Source organism: Arthrobacter sp. D3-18 (assembly GCF_054408525.1).
The window spans coordinates 1,558,630-1,577,451 of record NZ_CP096440.1; the positions used below are offsets into that span (position 1 = coordinate 1,558,630).

The 18,822-nt window shown below is 62.8% G+C and carries 20 protein-coding genes and 1 riboswitch; of the genes, 9 read left to right on the forward strand and 11 right to left on the reverse strand.

Features of this window, described 5'->3' with window-relative positions:
• Position 1: 1 nt before the first annotated feature.
• Together M1D89_RS09325 and M1D89_RS09330 are read right to left on the reverse strand one after the other, a co-directional pair.
• Complete coding sequence (locus tag M1D89_RS09325; protein WP_498650002.1) at positions 2–733, reverse strand: DUF1003 domain-containing protein; 732 nt, start codon at positions 731–733, stop codon at positions 2–4.
• Positions 714–1,997: a magnesium transporter MgtE N-terminal domain-containing protein gene (locus M1D89_RS09330; protein WP_011775428.1), complete on the reverse strand. Its 1,284-nt coding sequence runs from the start codon at positions 1,995–1,997 to the stop codon at positions 714–716. The genes M1D89_RS09325 and M1D89_RS09330 overlap by 20 nt, the downstream gene beginning before the upstream one ends.
• Positions 1,998–2,073: 76 nt before the next feature.
• Between M1D89_RS09330 and M1D89_RS09335 the strand changes: the two genes are divergently transcribed.
• Entirely contained in the window at positions 2,074–2,895 is an 822-nt protein-coding gene (locus M1D89_RS09335) for a YflT domain-containing protein (protein ID WP_498650005.1), read from the forward strand.
• A 127-nt stretch (positions 2,896–3,022) separates the two neighbouring features.
• Here the strand turns inward: M1D89_RS09335 and M1D89_RS09340 are convergent, their stop codons facing one another.
• Positions 3,023–4,597 (reverse strand): aminopeptidase P family protein, encoded by a 1,575-nt coding sequence (locus M1D89_RS09340; RefSeq protein ID WP_498650007.1) that lies wholly within the window; start codon positions 4,595–4,597, stop codon positions 3,023–3,025.
• 80 nt (positions 4,598–4,677) lie between these two features.
• On the opposite strand from M1D89_RS09340, the gene M1D89_RS09345 reads away from it, so the two are divergent.
• Both M1D89_RS09345 and M1D89_RS09350 read left to right on the forward strand, forming a co-directional pair.
• Positions 4,678–5,523, forward strand: a complete 846-nt coding sequence (locus M1D89_RS09345; RefSeq protein WP_498650009.1) for a PHP domain-containing protein — start codon at positions 4,678–4,680, stop codon at positions 5,521–5,523.
• The gene (locus M1D89_RS09350; RefSeq protein ID WP_091468732.1) at positions 5,523–6,131 is read left to right on the forward strand and encodes a MarC family protein; all 609 of its coding nucleotides are present in this window, start codon (positions 5,523–5,525) and stop codon (positions 6,129–6,131) included. The genes M1D89_RS09345 and M1D89_RS09350 overlap by 1 nt, the downstream gene beginning before the upstream one ends.
• Here the strand turns inward: M1D89_RS09350 and M1D89_RS09355 are convergent.
• From M1D89_RS09355 to M1D89_RS09365, 3 genes are all read right to left on the reverse strand, one after another.
• Complete coding sequence (locus M1D89_RS09355) at positions 6,104–7,018, reverse strand: DNA-methyltransferase (protein WP_498650011.1); 915 nt, start codon at positions 7,016–7,018, stop codon at positions 6,104–6,106. The two genes, M1D89_RS09350 and M1D89_RS09355, sit on opposite strands and share 28 nt — an antisense overlap.
• Before the next feature lie 8 nt (positions 7,019–7,026).
• Positions 7,027–8,739, reverse strand: coding sequence for a DEAD/DEAH box helicase (locus M1D89_RS09360; protein WP_498650013.1), 1,713 nt, complete (start codon positions 8,737–8,739; stop codon positions 7,027–7,029).
• Positions 8,740–9,016: 277 nt separating this feature from the next.
• The gene (locus tag M1D89_RS09365; protein ID WP_498650015.1) at positions 9,017–10,501 is read right to left on the reverse strand and encodes an RNB domain-containing ribonuclease; all 1,485 of its coding nucleotides are present in this window, start codon (positions 10,499–10,501) and stop codon (positions 9,017–9,019) included.
• A 41-nt stretch (positions 10,502–10,542) separates the two neighbouring features.
• Between M1D89_RS09365 and M1D89_RS09370 the strand changes: the two genes are divergently transcribed.
• A complete protein-coding gene (locus M1D89_RS09370) occupies positions 10,543–11,211 on the forward strand; it encodes a ferritin-like fold-containing protein (protein WP_498650017.1) in 669 nt (222 codons plus the stop codon).
• 29 nt (positions 11,212–11,240) lie between these two features.
• Here M1D89_RS09370 and thiE read toward each other — a convergent pair whose 3' ends face one another.
• Positions 11,241–11,912, reverse strand: coding sequence for a thiamine phosphate synthase (thiE, locus tag M1D89_RS09375; RefSeq protein WP_498650019.1), 672 nt, complete (start codon positions 11,910–11,912; stop codon positions 11,241–11,243).
• A gap of 27 nt (positions 11,913–11,939) precedes the next feature.
• Positions 11,940–12,058: riboswitch (TPP riboswitch) on the forward strand.
• Between thiE and thiO the strand changes: the two genes are divergently transcribed.
• From thiO to M1D89_RS09395, 4 genes are all read left to right on the forward strand, one after another.
• Positions 12,051–13,343: a glycine oxidase ThiO gene (thiO, locus tag M1D89_RS09380; RefSeq protein ID WP_498650020.1), complete on the forward strand. Its 1,293-nt coding sequence runs from the start codon at positions 12,051–12,053 to the stop codon at positions 13,341–13,343. (Overlaps the previous riboswitch by 8 nt.)
• Positions 13,340–13,576: a sulfur carrier protein ThiS gene (gene thiS, locus M1D89_RS09385; protein ID WP_017198595.1), complete on the forward strand. Its 237-nt coding sequence runs from the start codon at positions 13,340–13,342 to the stop codon at positions 13,574–13,576. The genes thiO and thiS overlap by 4 nt, the downstream gene beginning before the upstream one ends.
• Before the next feature lie 2 nt (positions 13,577–13,578).
• Entirely contained in the window at positions 13,579–14,376 is a 798-nt protein-coding gene (locus M1D89_RS09390; protein WP_498650023.1) for a thiazole synthase, read from the forward strand.
• 13 nt (positions 14,377–14,389) lie between these two features.
• Complete coding sequence (locus M1D89_RS09395; protein WP_498650025.1) at positions 14,390–14,725, forward strand: 4a-hydroxytetrahydrobiopterin dehydratase; 336 nt, start codon at positions 14,390–14,392, stop codon at positions 14,723–14,725.
• A gap of 75 nt (positions 14,726–14,800) precedes the next feature.
• Here M1D89_RS09395 and M1D89_RS09400 read toward each other — a convergent pair whose 3' ends face one another.
• Genes M1D89_RS09400 through M1D89_RS09410 form a run of 3 tightly spaced genes read right to left on the reverse strand, consistent with a single transcriptional unit; the run spans position 14,801 to position 16,151 of the window.
• Complete coding sequence (locus M1D89_RS09400) at positions 14,801–15,103, reverse strand: hypothetical protein (RefSeq protein WP_017198593.1); 303 nt, start codon at positions 15,101–15,103, stop codon at positions 14,801–14,803.
• A gap of 38 nt (positions 15,104–15,141) precedes the next feature.
• Positions 15,142–15,366: a DUF3107 domain-containing protein gene (locus M1D89_RS09405; RefSeq protein ID WP_011775412.1), complete on the reverse strand. Its 225-nt coding sequence runs from the start codon at positions 15,364–15,366 to the stop codon at positions 15,142–15,144.
• Positions 15,367–15,416: 50 nt separating this feature from the next.
• Positions 15,417–16,151, reverse strand: a complete 735-nt coding sequence (locus M1D89_RS09410) for a TetR/AcrR family transcriptional regulator (RefSeq protein ID WP_017198592.1) — start codon at positions 16,149–16,151, stop codon at positions 15,417–15,419.
• 6 nt (positions 16,152–16,157) lie between these two features.
• On the opposite strand from M1D89_RS09410, the gene moeB reads away from it, so the two are divergent.
• Entirely contained in the window at positions 16,158–17,360 is a 1,203-nt protein-coding gene (moeB, locus tag M1D89_RS09415; protein WP_498650027.1) for a molybdopterin-synthase adenylyltransferase MoeB, read from the forward strand.
• Between the two features lie 77 nt (positions 17,361–17,437).
• Here moeB and M1D89_RS09420 read toward each other — a convergent pair whose 3' ends face one another.
• The gene (locus M1D89_RS09420; protein WP_498650029.1) at positions 17,438–18,760 is read right to left on the reverse strand and encodes a glutamyl-tRNA reductase; all 1,323 of its coding nucleotides are present in this window, start codon (positions 18,758–18,760) and stop codon (positions 17,438–17,440) included.
• Between the last annotated feature and the right edge of the window lie 62 nt (positions 18,761–18,822).

An 18,822-nucleotide genomic window follows, 5' to 3' on the forward strand; every position in this document is an offset into this window, starting at 1 on the left:
GTCAGGCTCGGCTTTCAGGGTTTTCAGGCGATGGCTTGCCGGTGGAATGTTGTGGACCTGCAGCCCGCGGCGGTCGGACCTTCGGAATCTGCTGTGTGCGGGGCCCACGCGATTTGTCGCGCTTCTCCTTCAGCTTTTCCTTGACCTTCTCACCCGGCGATTCCGTGCCATCAGCGGAGGCTTCGTTCTCGCGGAGTTCCTCCTGGGCATCGATGATGTCTTCCAGCAGGCTTCGGAGCTCGGTCCGGACATAGTCACGGGTGGCTACTTCGCGCAAGGCGATGCGCAGTGAAGCCAGTTCCCGTGTCAGGTATTCGGTGTCGGAGAGATTACGTTCGGCACGCTGGCGGTCCTGCTGGAGCGAGACACGGTCGCGGTCATCCTGCCGGTTTTGGGCGAGCAGCAGGAGCGGTGCCGCGTAGGAAGCCTGAAGGGACAACATCAGAGTCAGCAGGGTGAAGCCCAGCTCTACACGGTCGAACTGCCAGTCCGTGGGCGCGAAGGTGTTCCAAGCGAGCCAGAACACACAGAACACCGTCATGTAGACGAGGAACGTCGGCGTGCCCATAAACCGGGCGAAGCCCTCCGTTGCGTTTCCGAAAGCGTCCGGGTTCGGGGAGAACTTGGGCAGGATGCGTTGGCGACCACTCAGGGGTGTGTCCAGGCTGCTGCTCGAGCGTCCTGTGGACTTGGGGGATCGGGTGACGTTGTTATCAGCCAATGCGGCCTCCAAGTTTCCTTATTGGGGCGTCGTCCTCATGGGCGCGCCAGTCATCCGGCAACAGGTGATCCAGCACGTCATCAACAGTCACCGCCCCCACAAGGCGGCCGTCGTCGTCAACGACTGGAAGTGAATTCAAGTTGTACGTGGCCAAGGTGCGGGCCACTTCGCTGATGTGGGCTTGGTCCGAGAGCGGCTCAAGGTTCTTGTCCACCAAGTTGCCCAGCGGTTCCGGCGGCGGAAAGCGCAGTAGCTGCTGGATATGCACCACGCCCAGGAAACGGCCTGTGGGGGTCTCCAAGGGAGGGCGGGCGATGAAGATGGATGAGGCCAGGGCAGGCGAGAGCTCCTCCCGGCGAACGTGGGCCAGGGCCTCGGCCACGGTAGCTTCCGGCGGCAGGATGACCGGGACCGGAGTCATGAGGCCACCGGCGGTGTCTTCGTCGTATTCCAGGAGGCGGCGGACGTCCTCGGCTTCCTGGGGTTCCATGAGTTGAAGCAGCTCTTCCGCCTGGGCCGAAGGCAGCTCGGCCAGGAGGTCTGCGGCGTCGTCCGGATCCATCTCTTCGAGGACGTCAGCGGCGCGCTCCACATCCAACGCGGAGAGGATCTCCACCTGGTCATCTTCCGGGAGCTCCTGGAGGACATCGGCGAGGCGCTCGTCCTGAAGCTCACTTGCCACTTCGAAACGGCGCTTGTCGCTCATTTCCTGGAGGGCTTCAGCGAAGTCGGCAGGCTTAAGGTCTTCGTGCGTGGCAACGAACTGCGTAGCGGCCTGGGGCTCATTGTGGGCGCCGGTCTGGGCATCGGCCCAATCGATGATCAGGGTCTCATTGCGGCGGAGCCTGCCAAACGGAGACAGGGAGTGTCCACGGCGGACGAACAGCTTGCTGACAAACCAGTCCTTGGACCTGTGCTGGTCCATGGCGATGTCTTCGATCGTGGCGTCTCCACTGCCGTCGGCCAGGGTCACGCGGCGGTCGAACATCTCAGCGACCACCAGTGTTTCCGCACCGCGCTGCTCGAAACGGCGCAGGTTGACCAAGCCGGTGCAAATGATCTGCGTCTGATCTATGGAAGTAATGCGCGTCATGGGGACAAAAACCCGCTTCTTGCCCGGAACTTCAACCACGATGCCCACCACATGGGGAGCGCCACGGGTTCCGCGGGAGAGCACCACGACGTCGCGCAACCGGCCTAGACGATCGCCCAGGGGGTCGAAAACGTCCAAGCCGAGCAAGCGCGCGACAAAGACGCGTGAGGGATGTGTGCTCATGTTTACAGGCTACCGAGTCTGCTCTCTTTTAGCTGAATTCCAGCCGCTACACATGTCCATGAGACACAATGGGGCTATGTCAAACATTTTTGGTGCTCCCAAAGCCGTTGAGGAATCCCGCAGTGTCCCCCAAGGTGACACCGTAGGCTCGTACACCTCGTATTTGGATGCCCAGAAGGCGGTGGACTACCTCGCAGACCAGCAGTTCCCCGTACAGCTGGTGTCGATCGTGGGCAACGACCTCAAGATGGTGGAGCGGGTGACCGGCCGCCTGAGCTACCCGAGGGTGGCATTGTCCGGTGCCCTGAGCGGCATGTGGTTCGGCCTCTTCGTCGGCGTTATGCTGTCCTTCTTTACTCCCGCCGGGGGACCGTTCTCCATCATCACCTCCGTGCTCATGGGTGCTGCTTTCTTCATGCTGTTCGGCATCGTCACCTATGCCATGCAGCGCGGGAAGCGTGACTTCACCTCGACCAGCCAGGTGGTGGCTACCAACTACGACGTCATCGTTGCTGTAGAGGCAGCCCACGAGGCCCGCCGTTTGCTTCACCAGCTACCCATGAACCAGTCTCAGGCAGCCGCGCCGCAGGCCAACTACAACCAGACGAATGCGCCGTTCCAGCAGCCTGGCCAGGCCCCTGAGCGGCCTTCCACCTGGAACGACCCCTACGGCCAGCGTGGCCCCGAAGCCAATGGGCCAGCTCCGGAAGGACAGACCGCAGCTGCGCCGGTGAACCAGCCGGCTCAGGCCCCGGCGCCGGCAGCTGTCCGTTACCCGGACCTCCCTGACGGTCGCCCGCAGTACGGTGTCCGGGTGACCGACGGCCACGACACGGCACGGAACGCATCGCAGGAAGACGGCGAGCAGTCCAGCGCCGAGGGTTCGTCCAAGCAGTAGTCGCTTCCGCAGGCACCAGCCTCTGCAATGCACCAGCTTCTGCAATGCACAAAGGGAAGGCCACCGGATCTCCGGTGGCCTTCCCTTTGTGCTGGCTGAACTGCCTGCGTCAGCCCAAAGCCCGCGCTTAGCCCTGGGCTTCCTGGTAGATGCCGGCCATCCAGGACTCGACGTCGTCGGCCTTGCGCGGCAACGCTGCGCTGAGGTTCACGGGGCCGTTGGCCGTCATGAGGATGTCGTCTTCGATGCGGACGCCGATCCCGCGGTACTCCTCGGGAATGGCGAGGTCTTCATTCTTGAAGTAGAGCCCCGGTTCGATGGTGAAAACCATGCCTTCGGTGAGGATTCCATCGAGGTAGAGCTCCCGCTTTGCCTGTGCACAGTCGTGGACGTCCAAGCCAAGGTGGTGGCTGGTGCCGTGCGGCATCCAGCGGCGGTGCTGCTGGCCCTCCGGGCTGATGGCTTCCTCCACGGACACAGGCAGCAGGCCCCATTCGGCGAGGCGCTCGGCCAGGACCGTGGTTGCAGCGGTGTGGATGTCCCGGAACTTCAGGCCCGGCTGAGCGGCAGCAAATCCGGCATCGGCCGCGTCGAGCACGGCCTCGTAGACCTTTCGCTGGACATCAGTGAACGTACCCGTGGCCGGGAGCGTGCGGGTGATGTCAGCTGTGTAGAGGGAATCGGCCTCCACGCCGGCATCGAGGAGAAGGAGCTCGCCGGCGTTGACAGTTCCGGAGTTGCGGTTCCAGTGCAGCACGGTGGCGTTGTTGCCGGACGCGGCAATGGTGTCGTACCCGAGTTCGTTGCCTTCCTCGCGGGCGCGGGCAAAGAAGGCGCCCTCAACTACACGTTCGCCGCGCTTGTGGGTCAGCGCGCGGGGCAGGGCCCGGACCACGTCAGCGAAGCCTTCCACGGTTGCCGCCACAGCGATCTTCATCTGCTCGATTTCCCACTCGTCCTTGATAAGGCGCAGCTCGGATAATGCTTCGCTGAGCTTCTCATCCAGGGCGTCGAGTTCGCCAAGGTCCAGGTTCTCGGGGTCTTTGGCCGTGTTGTAGCGGGCAGTGTCCACCAGCGCATCAATGTTCTCGTCCACCTTGCGGACCAAGCGAATGGAGATGCCGCCGATTTCGGGGGCGCCCACATTCTTGGTGATGGCCATCTCGAGCTCGGAGATGTGCGCGGTGGGGAGGCCGAGGCGGGCTTCGAATTCGGCCAGTGTGGGACGCGCGCCGATCCAGAACTCTCCGGCGCGTGAGTCAGCGTAGAACTGCTCTGTATCCCGGCCGGCCAGCGGGCGGAAGTACAGGGTGGCAGTGTGGTGACCGCCGTCGTCGCCCTTTCCTTCAGCGACCGGCTCCAGGATGAGGACGGCGTCGGGCTCGTGGTCGAGGCCCAGGCCGGTGAGGTGGGCGAACCCGGAGTGCGGGCGGAAACGGTAGTCGCAGTCGTTGGAACGGACCTTCAGCGGACCGGCCGGGATGACGAGCCGTTCGCCCTTGAACAGTTCGGAGATAGTACGACGGCGGCGGGCAGCGTGGTCTGCAACAGCGTCTCGCGCGGGGGTCACCTGCGGGGCGGGCGCCCAGTTGCTGGCCATGAAGGCCTTGAAGGCATCGGATGTGGGCCGTTGCGAGCGGTTGTTGACACGCTCTTGCAGTGGCTGGGAGGACGAGTTCTGGGTGTTTTCGGCATCGTTCACCGTTACATCGTCCCACCAGTTACGTGAGGAGGCCAACGGCGCAACACTCCAAGCAGGCCGGCATCCCATAGGCTGGGAAAGTGAGGATAGACCTGCATGCGCACTCAAATGTTTCCGACGGAACCGAGACACCGGCCGGCGTGATCATCTCCGCTGTCTCGGCCGGCCTGGACGCCGTGGCGTTAACCGATCACGATTCGACGGACGGCTGGGAATCTGCCGCCGCGGCTGCCCGGGAACATGGCATTGCCTTCGTTCCTGGAATCGAGATTTCCTGCCGGACCGAGCAGGGAATCAGCGTCCATCTGCTCAGTTACCTCCACAACCCCACCCATGCGGGTTTGCTGGAGGAAATCACCAAGTCCAAGGATGCCCGGCTCACTCGTGCCGAGCACATGGTGACTTTGTTGTCCGAGGATTATCCGTTGACGTGGGACGACGTCATCCACCACGTAGCTCCGGGTGCCACGGTGGGCCGCCCGCACATCGCCGATGCCTTGGTCGCGGCTGGCGTGGTCGCGGATCGAACGGAGGCCTTCACTTCCATCCTCACCTCGCATTCGCGGTACTTCGTCCAGCACTATGCGCCCAACCCGGCAGTCGCCGTCGAGCTTGTCCGTGCAGCCGGCGGCGTTCCAGTCTTCGCCCATCCTGTGGCCTCGTCGAGGGGACGCATCGTGGGGGAGCAGACATACCGGGACATGATTGATGCCGGACTGCTGGGACTTGAGGTTGAACACCGCGACAACCCGGAAGAGGGCCGCACGTTCCTGCGGCGCCTGGCCGCTGAACACGGTTTGCTCATGACAGGGTCGTCTGACTACCACGGAACGGGCAAGCCCAACCTGTTGGGCGAAAACACTACCTCGCCCGAAGTCTTGTCACGCATTGAGGAGCTGGCAACAGGCAGCACGGTCATTCGCTGATGGATCTGCAATTGCTTGCCTCCGTGATCGTCACCTTGTTCGTGATCATGGATCCTCCCGGTACCGTCCCGATTTTCATGTCTCTAACGGCGCAGATGTCGGCCAAGGACAGAAACCGCTCCGCGTTCCAGGCTCTTTTGGTGGCCACCGGTGTGATCGTAGTGTTCGCGATCTTCGGGCAGTCCATCCTCAACTACATGCACATCTCGCTGGCGGCGTTGCAGGGGGCCGGGGGCCTGCTCTTGGTACTCATTGCGCTGCAGCTGCTGACAGGGTCCACCAGCGGCGAAGAGAATGCTGCCAAGTACAAGAACGTTGCGTTCGTGCCACTGGGAACGCCGCTCATGGCCGGGCCCGGTGCGATCGTCGCTGTCATGGTGTTCGTCCAGCAGTCCAGCCAGCTCTCGGAGTACTTGGCGGTGGGCCTCGGCATTGCTGTTGTGCTGGGCTCGCTTTACCTTGCCATGCGCTTCGCGGGCGTCGTCCAGCGAGTGCTCGGTGAAAACGGAGTGGAGCTGGTCACCCGGATTGCCGGCCTGCTGCTGTCAGCCATTGCCGTCCAGATGATCGCGGACGCCGTTCAGGCCTTTGTGAAGGGCGCTGCCTGATCCAGGCTTGTGACGGGTAGAGATCCGCTCTGATGGAAATCTGCCTTGCTACCCAGCCGTTTCCGCATGACCTCGATGGCCTGTTCGTTCTGGTCTACGCACACGAACTTACGGCCCAGCTTGGCGGCCACGGCACCCAGGGTTCCTGAACCAGCGAAGAAATCAAGGCACCAGTCGCCCTCGCGGCTTGATGCAGAGACAATCCTGCGTACCAGGCCTTCGGGCTTTTGAGTTGGGTAGCCGGTCTTCTCACGGCCCGTCGGCGAAACGATGGTGTGCCACCAAACGTCGGTGGGCAGCTTGCCGAGCTCGCGTTTGGCTGGAGTGACCAGGCCAGGCGCCATATACGGTTCCCGGTCCACTTCTGCGTTGTCGAAGTGATATTTGGTGGGGTTCTTGACGTACACCAGGATGTTGTCGTGCTTGGTGGGCCAGCGGTTCTTCGCACGGGCGCCGTAATCGTAGGCCCAGATGATCTCGTTCAGGAAGCATTCCCGGCCGAAGATCGAGTCCAGCATGACCTTGGCGTAGTGGACTTCGCGGTAATCCAAATGCAGGTACAGGGTTCCGTCGTCGGCCAGAAGTCGCCAAGCCTCCACGAGCTTTGGCTCCAGGAAGGACCAGTAGTCGCTGAAGGCGTCGTCGTAGCTGTGCAGGGCGCCCTTGATGGTGTCGTAAGAGCGGCCCTTGAAACCGACACGGTCGCCGTCGCCGTCCGCGTTGCGGACCATGCGGGTTTCCTGGCGGCGTTGGACCCTGCCCGTGTTGAAGGGCGGGTCCACGTAAATGAGTGTGAAGGCGCCGTCCGGCAGCGTAGGGAGGAACTCCGCGTTGTCCGCGTGCACCACCAAGTTGCCGCCGTCCGGCGCCCAAACAGATTCAGTCATTGAGGTTTTTAGGCCTCGGTGCTGCCGGACTGGGCAGCTGCGGTCTCACCGGAAACCACTTCGCCGTTGCGACGACGAGTGCGGGTCCGACGCGTACGTGACGGCTTCTCCGCATTGTCCGCGGTGGTGGTGCGGGTCTCCGAGGCGCCGGCAGCGGGGGCTGCCTCGCCATCAGAAGTACGACGGCGCCGCGTACGGTTGCGGCCACCCTCGCCCTTGGATTCACTGGACTCGGACTCACCGGACCTGCCGGAGCGGCCACGGCCGCCGTCACGACCGCCGTCGCGCTTGCCGTCGCGTCCGCCATCGCGGCCTGAACCGCCGGAGCGGGCGTTCTTCTTGCCGGTCTCGCCCAGGTCTTCAAGGACCTCGGCGTCGACGCCGGCGAGGACGCGCTTGTTGCGCGGCAGGCGGCCCTTGGTGCCCTCGGGGATGTCGAGATCGGAGTACAGGTGCGGCGAAGAGGAGTACGTCTCTACGGGCTCGGGAACGCTGAGTCCCAGGGCCTTGTTGATCAAGCCCCAGCGAGGCATGTCGTCCCAGTCAACAAACGTGACTGCAGTGCCCTTGTTTCCTGCGCGGCCTGTGCGGCCAACACGGTGCAGGTAGATCTTTTCGTCTTCCACGCACTGGTAGTTGATGACGTGGGTTACATCATCAACGTCGATGCCGCGGGCTGCGACGTCGGTGGCCACCAGGACGTCAACTTTGTTGTTGCGGAACGCGCGGAGCGCCTGCTCGCGGGCGCCCTGGCCAAGGTCGCCGTGGATGGCTGCAGCTGCGAAGCCGCGGTCAACGAGTTCTTCGGCAACCTTCGCGGCGGTGCGCTTGGTCTTGGTGAAGATGATGGTGCGGCCACGTCCGCGGGCCTGCAGGATGCGGGCCACAACTTCGGTCTTGTCCATGCTGTGTGCACGGTAGATGAGCTGGCGGATGTCGCGCTTGGTGAGGCCTTCATCGTTCGGGTCAGCTGCCCGGATGTGGGTGGGCTGCGTCATGTAGCGGCGGGCCATCGCGATGACCGGGCCGGGCATCGTTGCCGAGAAGAGAAGCGTCTGGCGAACGGCGGGGGTACCGGCGATCAGCGTCTCGACGTCGGGGAGGAAGCCGAGGTCCAGCATTTCGTCGGCTTCGTCAAGGATGACCATCTTGACGTTCTTGAGGCTGAGGTGCTTCTGCTTGTACAGATCGATCAAACGGCCGGGTGTGCCGACTACGATTTCGACACCCTTCTGCAGGGCATCGATCTGTGGCTCATAAGCACGGCCGCCATAAATGGTGGCGATGCGGGCATTGCGCTTGCGTGATGCAGCCTGGAGATCGTTGGCAACCTGTACGGCCAGCTCACGCGTGGGGACTATGACCAGGGCCTGCGGTGCGCCTGGGACAGCAAGCTTTTCGTAACCGGCATCGTCGCGGCCGGCTACGCGCTGGAGGGCGGGAATGCCGAACCCTAGCGTCTTTCCGGTACCCGTCTTGGCCTGGCCGATGATGTCGTGGCCGCTCAAAGCGACCGGCAGGGTCATGGCCTGGATGGGGAAGGGGTGCGTGATGCCGGCGTCGGCCAAGGACTCGACGATGTCGGCGCGGACGTTGAAGTCAGCAAACGACTTCTCTTCGATCTCGTGGGGCGTCTCATCCGAGATGATCGTTTCCTCGGGTTCGATTGATTCGGTTCCGGTGGAGTCCGTCAGGACTTCGTGGGTATGCAATTCACTCACAGGGAGTTTCCTTATTCATTTGGGCATTGGCGCTGCATGCTCAACGGCGGCGGCGGAGCCGTACCGGAGCACGAACGGGCGCGCAAGCAAGTCCAGTGGAAGCCGATCGCGGGCTATCTAAGTACTGGCACTGGTGACCAGTTGGTACATCTCAAGATCGCGTAGGGGCGGGCTTGTTGAGTTCAAAAATTAACTGAATCAACGACCGGGCATCCATTACTACAAGCCCAGTCTATCCTCTGGGGGCCGGAAAGCCCGGATCGCCGGATGTACGGCTTCAGGGCAGCAACTGGAACCGGATCTCCCGGCTGGCGATATCCGCCTTCAGAAGCCGCACCCGAACCTTGGTTCCGGACTCCATTTCTCCGTCGCAGCGGGCCGTAACAGCAGGGTCTGCGATTTGCACGACGCCAAAAGGTCCGTTGCCGTTGCCGTTGCCATTGCCGTTTCCCTTGGCGGCACCGTTGGAGGGCTTGGACCCGGAAATGACCACAGCCTCGAATTCCTGGCCTATGTGGTTGGCCACGAGCGCGGCTTCCACGGTGTCCAATGCCGCGCGCTCGAGGCGTCCGGCCAACTGATCCGAGGCTGCCATGATTTCGGGCAACGACGGGAGGGCTTCACGCGCCCACGCCGGGATGTCGTGGTTATTGCTGAGCGCTTCGCAGATCACCAGGACGAAGCGATCGATGAGGCGCCGCAAGGGAGCTGTGGTGTGTGCATAGGGAGCCCCGATAGCTGCTTGGATCACATTGGCCGGAACGTCACCGTCAAAGGGCGTGTAGCCTGCGCCCCGGAACAACGTGCCGGCTGAATGCAGGATGGCCAGCTGTTTGGGATCGGATGCATCCAGGGTCCGCAGGTACTCGCCGTAGCTGACTTGTCCGTCCCAGGGTTTGCCGAGGGCGGTGGTCTGCCGCTTGAAATGAAGCAGTGACCGATCATCAGGTGCGGGCATGGTGCGCAGGATGCCCACTTTTCCATCGAGCATCATCTGGGCGGCGGCCATGCCTGTCATGAGGGAAATCTGCGCGTTCCAGTCCTCAACCGGCAGGGAGGGTGCCGCGGCGATTCTGTACCCGCCGCCGTCGGTCGCTTGGACTATTTCCTGCTCCGGCATGTTGAGGCTTGCGCCGCCCCGCTGCCGTTCCAGTTCGACGCGCTTCAATCCCACTTCTTTGAGGAGTTGAAGAACGCGCGGGGCGGTACCGTCGTCGATCTGCTGTTGGGCGCCCTTGTAGCTCAGTTTGGCCCTGCTGCGCACCGTCCCACGGGCAACGGTGACGGCCAAAACTTCAGCTTCCGCGTCCAGGTCAAAATCCCAGACGAAAGCACTGCAGTCCTGCTCGGCCAGCAGGCTTCCCGCGTTCTCACTGATGACCTCCGGGTGCAGTGGGATCCGGCCGTCAGGAGCGTAGAACGTTTGCCCGCGTTGACGCGTTTCGGCATCAAGTGCGCCGCCTGGAGCCACAAAGGACGGCACATCGGCGATGGCATAGAGGACCTTGTATCCGTCACCGGCCCGTTCAATGAACAGAGCCTGGTCCAGGTCGGTGGACGTCGCGGGGTCAATGGTCACAAAAGGAATGTCCCGCAGGTCCTGGGCCGGCAACTCAAGGGCCTCCACCGCTTCCCTCGCCTCTTCCACAGCTTCTGCCGGGTATTCGCCAGGGAGTTCCAACTCCGTCCTCAGGGCGGCAAGGGCCGCGGCGAGCTGGTCCGACGAGTCGTCGACGTTGGGCGCAATCCGATGATGTGACACGAAAATCAGGTTAGCCCGAAATGGGCCGATAGTCTTGGATCATGGGCACTTCCCAGGGCGCCGCAGCGTATGCCGGGCAACTCTCAGCGGAGTTGCTTGGAGCCATGGCGTATGGCGAACTGTCCGCCTTCGGGCGGCTCTCCTTGGATTCCCGCTATGCACCCACGCTTCACGACAGGTCCGTGCTCGCGAAAATCTCAGTCGGGGCCTACGGAAACTTTGCCCTCCTCAACGACCGCCTGTCGGAGATGGGCCTGGATCCGGAACAGGCCATGCTGCCGTTTCAGCGCTCCTTCGATCACTTCCACGAGCGCACCAAGCCGGGGGACTGGTTCGAATCCGTAATGAAGGCCTACGTCATCGATACTGTGTCATCAGATTTCTATAGGGCTGTCTCGATGTTCCTCGACCCAACAACGCAGCATTTCGTTGAGCGCGTTGCTTCCCCCGATCAGGCCACGGAAGTCCTTCGCGTCCTGCTCAGGCGGGCCTTGGCAGATGACCCGCGCCTCGCTTCGCGATTGGCGCTGTGGGGCCGCCGCTTGGTGGGGGAAGCGTTGACGCAAGCGCAGCGCGTCGGCATGGAACATCCCCTGCTGGGGCCAATGCTGAAGAGCGGCGGGGACGCGCGTGCCGCGGTGAAAAAGCTGACGACTGAGCTCGCCGATAAGCACGCCCGCCGGATGACTGGCCTCGGCCTGACCGCTTAGCCCGCGGATCGCGCGGAACTCCGACTTCCCTAGACGGTATCCAAAGCTTCCAGCAGCGACTTGGCTGCCGCCGTCGGGTCCGTTGCCGCTGTGATGGCACGGACCACCACGATACGGCTGGCGCCCGCTTTCACAACCTGTTCAACGTTACTGAGATCGATGCCGCCGATGGCGAACCAAGGGATGGTCGCCCCGTCGCCTGAACGGTTGACCGCTTCTGCGGCATATGTGACCAGGTCCAAACCGACTGCAGCGCGGCCGGGTTTGGTGGGTGTTGCCCACACTGGGCCCACGCAAAAATAATCCAGTCCCAAGGGCCCTTGGGCGGTGGCTACAGCTGCATCGATTTGTTCCGTTGTGTGGGTGGAGAGGCCGATGCCGGTGACATTCGGCAGCAGGGTCCGGGCGGCCGTCAGTGGCAGGTCCTTTTGCCCGATGTGGAACACGGGAGCCCCGGAAATACTGGCAACATCGGCCCGGTCGTTGACAGCCCAAAGACGTCCGTGCCGTTGTGCGACGCTCCGCAGGACGGCCAACATCTCCAGTTCTTCGGCAGCTTCCAGAGTCTTGTCGCGGAGTTGGATGATGTCCACACCGCCCTCGAAAGCGGCGTCTACAAAGTCCTCAAAATCGCCCTGCTGCTTACGGGCATCTGTGCACAGGTAGAGGCGGGCGGAGGCAAGAGCGTCAGGCTGAGTCATGGGAACCAGAGTAGTTCCTCTAAACTGGGCACGTACTGCGGGAGCCGCGACATTCGTCATATGACTGTCCGGCTGAGAGGGCTTCAGCGCCGACCGCTTGACCTGATCCGGCTAGTACCGGCGTAGGGAAGGAAACGAATGGCAGATCCCCGCCATACCCCTCTTCATGCAGACGTTGCCGTCATTGGTGGCGGCGTCATCGGCCTCGGCATCGCTCACGAGGCCCGGCGATTGGGCCGTTCAGTTGCGCTGATCGACCCCGCACCAGCTTCCGGTGCCTCCTTCGCAGCGGCCGGCATGCTTGCACCGGTCAGTGAACTCCATTACCAGGAAGAAGACCTTCTTGACTTAATGCTTGAGTCTTCCCGGCTGTGGCCCTCCTTCGTGGACGGCCTGCATCAAGGCGCAGAGGACAGCGGATACCGCACGACGCCGACCCTCGCCGTGGGTGCCGATGCAGCCGACCGCCGGGCGCTCGCGGACCTAAGGTCGGTCCAGATTGCGGCTGGCTTAGGAGTCGAACCTCTCGCTCTGCGGGACGCGAGGCAACGGGAGCCGCTCCTCAGCCCGCAGATCTCCTGCGCTTTCGATATTCCTGCCGACCACCAAGTCGATCCGAGAAAACTGGCGGCATGCCTCTTGGCAAGACTGGCAGACCATTCGCCAAGTGACAGTTCCTGGGTGTCGGGAGCCGATGACGGATTCGCAATTGCTTCCCAAGCTCGCGGTTTGCTGTGGGAAGGCGGGCGGGTCGCAGGAGCGGAGCTTGAGTCAGGAGTCTCTGTCCTCGCCGGAGAGACCGTGGTGGCCAACGGGCTTGGGGCGTCCCAATTGTCCGGTCTCCCTGATGGTCTGAGCCTTCCGGTAAGGCCGGTCTATGGGGACATCCTCCGCCTTCGCGTTCCCGATCACCTGCGGCCCTTGGTCACATCAACGATTCGCGGAATGGTTCGTGGAGTGCCTGTCTACATCGTGCCCCGGGACGACGGAACTGTGGTGATAGGAGCGACGCAACGCGAAGACGGGTTGTCAGCGCCTTTCAATGCGGTCTCGGCGGGTGGCGTTTACCAATTGCTGAGGGACGCCCAAGTACTGGTCCCCGCAGTGGCTGAGCTGGAACTCCTTGAAACAACAGCCCGCGCCCGCCCCGGAACACCGGACAACGCCCCGCTGCTCGGACGGGTCGGTGCTTCCAACGGTGACATCGGTGCTTCCAACGGTGACATCGAGGGCCTGGTGATCGCCACGGGATTCTTCCGCCACGGAGTCCTCCTGACTCCCGTGGCCGCCAAGATCGTCGGAGAACTCATTGTTAGTGGCTCAGCGGACCCCCGATGGGTCCCCTTTAGGCCCCATCGTTTCGCGAGCAACGCCCCTGTTGCCCGAGCACTCACGCCAGCAGTACGAACCACCACCGAGGAAACAGCATGAACATCAAAGTGAACGGAACCGACCACGCAGTCTCTGACGACGCATCCGTCAGTACCCTCGTCACCGCCGTCACCGGTCGCGCCTTGGACCCCCGCGGACAAGCGGCCGACGGCGGCAAGCTGGGAGTCGCCGTCGCACGCAATTCCGAGGTGGTGCCGCGCAGCCAATGGGCCGTGACAGCGCTCGCCGACGGAGACGAACTCGAACTCGTAACAGCAGTCCAGGGAGGCTAATCATGACAACAGCAAACGTTGACGTCCGCACCGACGCTCTGGTGATCGACGGCGTCGAATTCGGTTCCCGCCTCATCATGGGGACCGGAGGCGCGCCGAGCCTCGATGGCTTGGGATCAGCACTCCTCGCTTCGGGGACCGAGCTCACCACAGTGGCCATGCGCCGCTATTCGCCCGCCGAAACCGGCTCGCTGTTCCAACTGCTGGTGGACCATGACATCCGCGTGCTGCCCAATACTGCTGGTTGTTTCACGGCCAAGGATGCCGTGATGACTGCCGAGCTGGCTCGGGAAGCACTTGAGACCGATTGGGTGAAGCTGGAAGTCATCGCGGACGAACACACACTCCTTCCCGACGCCGTGGAACTGGTGGATGCAACGGAGCAACTCGTAAACCGCGGCTTCAAGGTATTCGCCTACACCAATGACGATCCCGTGCTGGCGCTCAGGCTCGAGAATCTGGGTGCAATAGCCGTCATGCCCTTGGGATCGCCCATTGGGACCGGCCTTGGCATTCTCAACCCGCACAACATTGAACTCATTGTGTCCCGGGCCTCCGTGCCCGTGGTCCTCGATGCGGGGATCGGCACGGCCTCTGATGCTGCCCTCGCCATGGAACTGGGCTGTGATGCCGTCCTGCTTGCCACCGCTGTAACGCGGGCGCAGAACCCCGTTCAGATGGGCGAGGCCTTCAAACACGCCGTGATCGCCGGTAGGCTGGCCAAGCAGGCGGGCCGGATTCCTCGACGGGAGCACGCGCTCGCATCCTCGGCGATGGAGGGCCGGGCAGAGTTCCTCTGATGAAGGAGCAGTCATGGCAGGCACGGAAGACCAACTGACTGAAGCAGCCATCAACGATGCCCTCGGGAACCTTCCGGACTGGAAGTACCAAGGTGGCCTGGTGACTGTTTATAAAACCTCGACGGCGGCGGACGCGCTTGCGCTCATCGCCGCGGTTGGAGGGATCGCGGAGGATCAAAATCATCATCCGGATCTGGAGTGGCGCTACAACAGGGTTTTTCTCCGCTATGTATCCCACGATGCGGGCGGCCAGGTGACCAAACGTGACGTTGCCGCTGCCACCGCTGTGAGCGAAGCGGCCGCAAGGATAGGTGCAGCCGCGCAGCCTGAACGGTACCCGGCAACCTGAAGCGCCGAGATGGCACTTAACACCAATACCAAGCTCGGCCATTGGTGTTAACTGCCATCTCGCGAGCTTAAGGCCTTAAAGCCGCAGCGCCTTGGTGAGCGCCGCGGTGTCGTGCTTCGTTCGCGTCCGGCCCAAGAAGAGCACCACGGCAACCGCCGCGGCGGTCCCGAGCACAATTGGCAGGACCCACGGAATCCATGTTGCGCCGGGCTGGTATCCCAATCCGGCGCTGATGAAAGCGATCCAGCTCAGCGTGCCGACAGCTGCTGAGACGCCGGCCGGCAGAGCGATCCCGTATTTGCCGTGCCGCTTGTCGTTGGCCCACACGATGAAACCTGTGGCAATGGTGGCCAGAACCACCACGACGAGAGAAAGCATGAAAACTCCTTAGCGGACGACGAGACGTGGGGATAGGGCTAGAGGGCGCCGAAGCCTACGCGGCGAACTTCCTCGGCGCCGATCTCCACGTAGCCCAGGACATTGCCCGGAACGATGATCTGGCGGCCCTTCTCGTCCGTCAGGCGAAGTTCGGAGCCCTTGGTCACGGCCTCGGCCACGATCTTGGCGACCGCGTCGGCATCCAAAGCGGATTCGAGCACGATCTCACGGCCAACGTTCTGAATGCCGATCTTTACTTCCACAGCAAGGCCTCCAAGCCAATCAAGGGTTAAGTCAGTCCTCTATTTGTAGCCTAGGACTCTTTGGGGAATCGACTGATTCCGCGCCAAGCTAAACGATAGATCAGATCGCTGGCCACATCGAGGTCCAGGTTTCCATCCGTCTCAAGCCAATACCGGGCGCTGACCTGCGCCATTCCGGCCAAACCACGCCCAAGGAGCTGCGCTTCAAGAGGGGGCAGCTTGGTGTCCTCGGCAATGACGTGGGCCACGGCGTCCGCAAACGTTTTGTTGAAAGTCTCCAAACGAGAACTGACGTCGGGGTCGTTAATGAGGTCCGATTCAAAGACCAGGCGGTGGGCTTGGTCGTCGTCGGCGATGAACCTGTAGTAGGCGCGCATGACGGCCTTGACGCGTTCCTTGTTGTCAGTGGTGGAGTTCAAGGCGTCGAGCATCAGCTGCGTCAAGGTAGCCAAATGGCTGTCCAAGAGAGCCATATAAAGCTCGCGCTTGGACGGGAAGTGCTGGTAAAGCACTGGTTTGCTCACATGTGCGGCTTCCGCGATTTCGTCCATGGCCGCCCCGTGGAAGCCGTTGGAGACGAAAACTTCCAATGCCGCGTTCAGCAACTGTGCGCGGCGCTCGTCGCGCGGCAACCTTGGTGAACGCGTTGTACCTGCCCGTTCCAGCTTGGCCGGTGCTCCATCGTTTGCCCGTGTGCCGTCAGCCACAGTCTGCCGCCTTTCCTTTGCAGTTATGACTACTCTACCGGGGGGTAATATGACCGGGCGGCATCTGCAGGCATACATTGGGGTATGGCCTCAATTGTTGCTGCCCACACTGCTGCGCCCGCTGTCCTGCCGCCCCTCGTTGAACCGGCCGCCCAACTCACTCCGGCGGAGGTGGAGCGGTACTCCCGGCACCTCATCATTCCTGAAATTGGCGCCCTGGGCCAACGCAGGCTCAAGAATGCCAAAGTCCTCGTCATCGGCGCCGGAGGCCTCGGGTCCCCGGCACTGCTGTACCTGGCCGCCGCGGGCGTGGGCACCCTTGGCATTGTGGATGACGACGTAGTTGACCTCAGCAATCTGCAGCGACAGGTCATCCATGGTGTGAAGGACGTGGGTACGCCCAAGATCGAATCCGCGCGCAACGCCATTGCAGAGCTCAACCCCTTGGTCAACGTGGTCCTGCATGACATCCGGCTCGACTCTTCCAACGCGCTGGAGCTGTTTGCGGAGTATGACCTCATCCTGGACGGGGCCGACAACTTCGCCACGCGGTACCTCGTGAACGACGCCGCTGCCATCCTCGGTAAGCCTTATGTCTGGGGCTCCATCTTCCGTTTTGACGGCCAAGTGAGCGTCTTCTGGGCCGAACACGGGCCCACCTACAGGGATCTCTACCCCGAAGCGCCTCCCGCGGGGTCTGTGCCGTCCTGTGGCGAGGGCGGGGTGTTCGGCATGCTGTGCGCAGCGGTCGGATCGCTCATGGTGACTGAGGCCGTGAAGCTGATCACCGGCGTCGGGCGTTCGTTGCTCGGCCGTGTGGCGCTCTTTGATGCTCTTGGCGGCAGCTGGCGCGAGATCAAGGTCTCCAAGGATCCCGAAGCCGAACCCATCACGGAACTGACCGACTACGAAGCCTTCTGCGGCGTGACGCCACCGGCCGCCACGGATCAGGCTCACACTGTTACCGCCAAGGACCTCGCCGGGATGCTTGCCGAACGGGAGCTGGGGGAGCGGGACTTCGAACTCGTTGATGTCCGTGAGTCCGGCGAGCACAGCATCGTGAGCATCGACGGCTCCCGGCTCATTCCGCAGGGCCGCATTCTCTCGGGTGAGGCGTGGGTAGAGCTGCCGCAGGACAAGGACATAGTGTTCCACTGCAAGGCCGGCACGCGCTCGGCAGCAGTCTTGGAAGCGGCGCAGAAAGCGGGCTATACCCGCGTCAGCCATCTCGACGGCGGTATTCTCGCCTGGGTGCGGGATGTGGAGCCGGAAAAGCCCGTTTACTAGACAGTCGTGGGCTTACTGGACCGAGGTGGGCGCCCGGCTGACCGGGCACAGCCAACGGGTGGGCGGCAACCTGGCGGCTAGGCGCTTTCGGAGCGGAGTTGCTCGTGATCCACCGGGCACTCGGCGGCCGGGGCAGCAGCCTGGGGCTGTTCCACCTGGATGCCGTAGAGGGCCTCGAGGGCGGCAACGTAGTCGTCCTGTTGGCCGTTTGCTGCTAGTTCACGCGCCCGGACGGTGGGGATGTGCAGGAGCTGCTTGACCATCCGGCGCAGGGCGAACTCCACCTCTTCGGCAGCGGCGGTACAACCGTGCCGGGCGCGGACCTTTTCCATTTCCGCGTCAAGGACGTTCATGGTGTGGCGGCGAAGCGCCACGATGGCGGTGTCCACGGAGCGCGCTTCGCGTTCGGACTCGAACGACGTGGCGGCGCCGTTGACGATTGCGCTGGCCTGCGAAAGTGACTCTGCTTGTTCCTGGGGCGCAGCGAGCCGAACGGATTCAAGCGTCAGGAGTTCAACGCCGTCGAGTTCGCCCACTGCTGGGTCGAAATCGTGGGTGAGGGCGAGGTCAATTGCGATCAAGGGCTTGCCCGAATTTGCCCGGACGCGGGCAAGGTCGGCGGCCTCCACCCGATTGTCGGAACCGCTGCAGCCGATCATGACGTCGGCTGCGGCAACAGCAGCAGGAAGAGTGTCGGCGTCGAGTGCCGTCCCGCCGCGGGTCGCGACGAAGCCTTCGGCGCGGCCGGAAGAAGAGTAGACGGAAACATCCGTGCAGCCGCGCTCACGGAGCAGTGACATGGTAGCGCCGGCGTAGGCCCCGGTTCCGAAGACAACCACTTTCTTGGTGGACCAATCATCGTTCTCGGCGAGGTCGGTGGCCAGGTCCAGTGCCACGGAGACGATCGAAAGCCCGCGTGAGCCGAGGGCGGTTTGCGCGCCAACATCCTTGGCGGTCTTCGATGCTGCCTGGAAGAGGCGCACCAGACCGGAGCTGGCGGTTCCTTCCTGCTGCGCGGTGATCAGTGCCCGGCGAACCTGGCCTGCAATTTCACGCTCACCCACGACGGCTGAATCCAGTCCGGCGCTTACAGCGAAGAGGTGCCGGGTAACGTCCGGGCCTGTGTGTGTGGCAAACGAGCGGGAGACGAGTTGCTCGTTGAGGCCGCTGAGTTCGCTGATCTGTGAAACGAGGGCGGAACGGGCTGCCTCAAGGTCAGCTCCGTTGGCAGTTTCGCCGTAAACCTCGTAGCGGTTGCACGTGGCCAGGACCACGGCTCCGGAGACCACGGCGGAGTCTGTCAGGGCTGCCGAGGCAAGCTCAGAGGAACCGTTGCTCAACTGAGCGACAGTTTCGAGGTCGATGTCGGCGTGTGTAGCCACCAATGAGAAAAGAACCACAGCACCCCAATCATAGCTTTTTCGTAGCCCGGTAGAACAATGTGGCGCCGTGGTGATCCACA

Coding starts and splice junctions, on each gene's coding strand:
- thiS (WP_017198595.1), top strand. CDS start 13,340: ATGAACATCAAAGTGAACGGAACCGACCACGCAGTCTCTGACGACGCA.
- M1D89_RS09400 (WP_017198593.1), bottom strand. CDS start 15,103: ATGCTTTCTCTCGTCGTGGTGGTTCTGGCCACCATTGCCACAGGTTTC.
- M1D89_RS09330 (WP_011775428.1), bottom strand. CDS start 1,997: ATGAGCACACATCCCTCACGCGTCTTTGTCGCGCGCTTGCTCGGCTTG.
- moeB (WP_498650027.1), top strand. CDS start 16,158: ATGGCCTCAATTGTTGCTGCCCACACTGCTGCGCCCGCTGTCCTGCCG.
- M1D89_RS09335 (WP_498650005.1), top strand. CDS start 2,074: ATGTCAAACATTTTTGGTGCTCCCAAAGCCGTTGAGGAATCCCGCAGT.
- M1D89_RS09350 (WP_091468732.1), top strand. CDS start 5,523: ATGGATCTGCAATTGCTTGCCTCCGTGATCGTCACCTTGTTCGTGATC.
- M1D89_RS09355 (WP_498650011.1), bottom strand. CDS start 7,018: ATGACTGAATCTGTTTGGGCGCCGGACGGCGGCAACTTGGTGGTGCAC.
- M1D89_RS09410 (WP_017198592.1), bottom strand. CDS start 16,151: ATGTATGCCTGCAGATGCCGCCCGGTCATATTACCCCCCGGTAGAGTA.
- M1D89_RS09395 (WP_498650025.1), top strand. CDS start 14,390: ATGGCAGGCACGGAAGACCAACTGACTGAAGCAGCCATCAACGATGCC.
- M1D89_RS09390 (WP_498650023.1), top strand. CDS start 13,579: ATGACAACAGCAAACGTTGACGTCCGCACCGACGCTCTGGTGATCGAC.
- thiO (WP_498650020.1), top strand. CDS start 12,051: ATGGCAGATCCCCGCCATACCCCTCTTCATGCAGACGTTGCCGTCATT.
- thiE (WP_498650019.1), bottom strand. CDS start 11,912: ATGACTCAGCCTGACGCTCTTGCCTCCGCCCGCCTCTACCTGTGCACA.
- M1D89_RS09370 (WP_498650017.1), top strand. CDS start 10,543: ATGGGCACTTCCCAGGGCGCCGCAGCGTATGCCGGGCAACTCTCAGCG.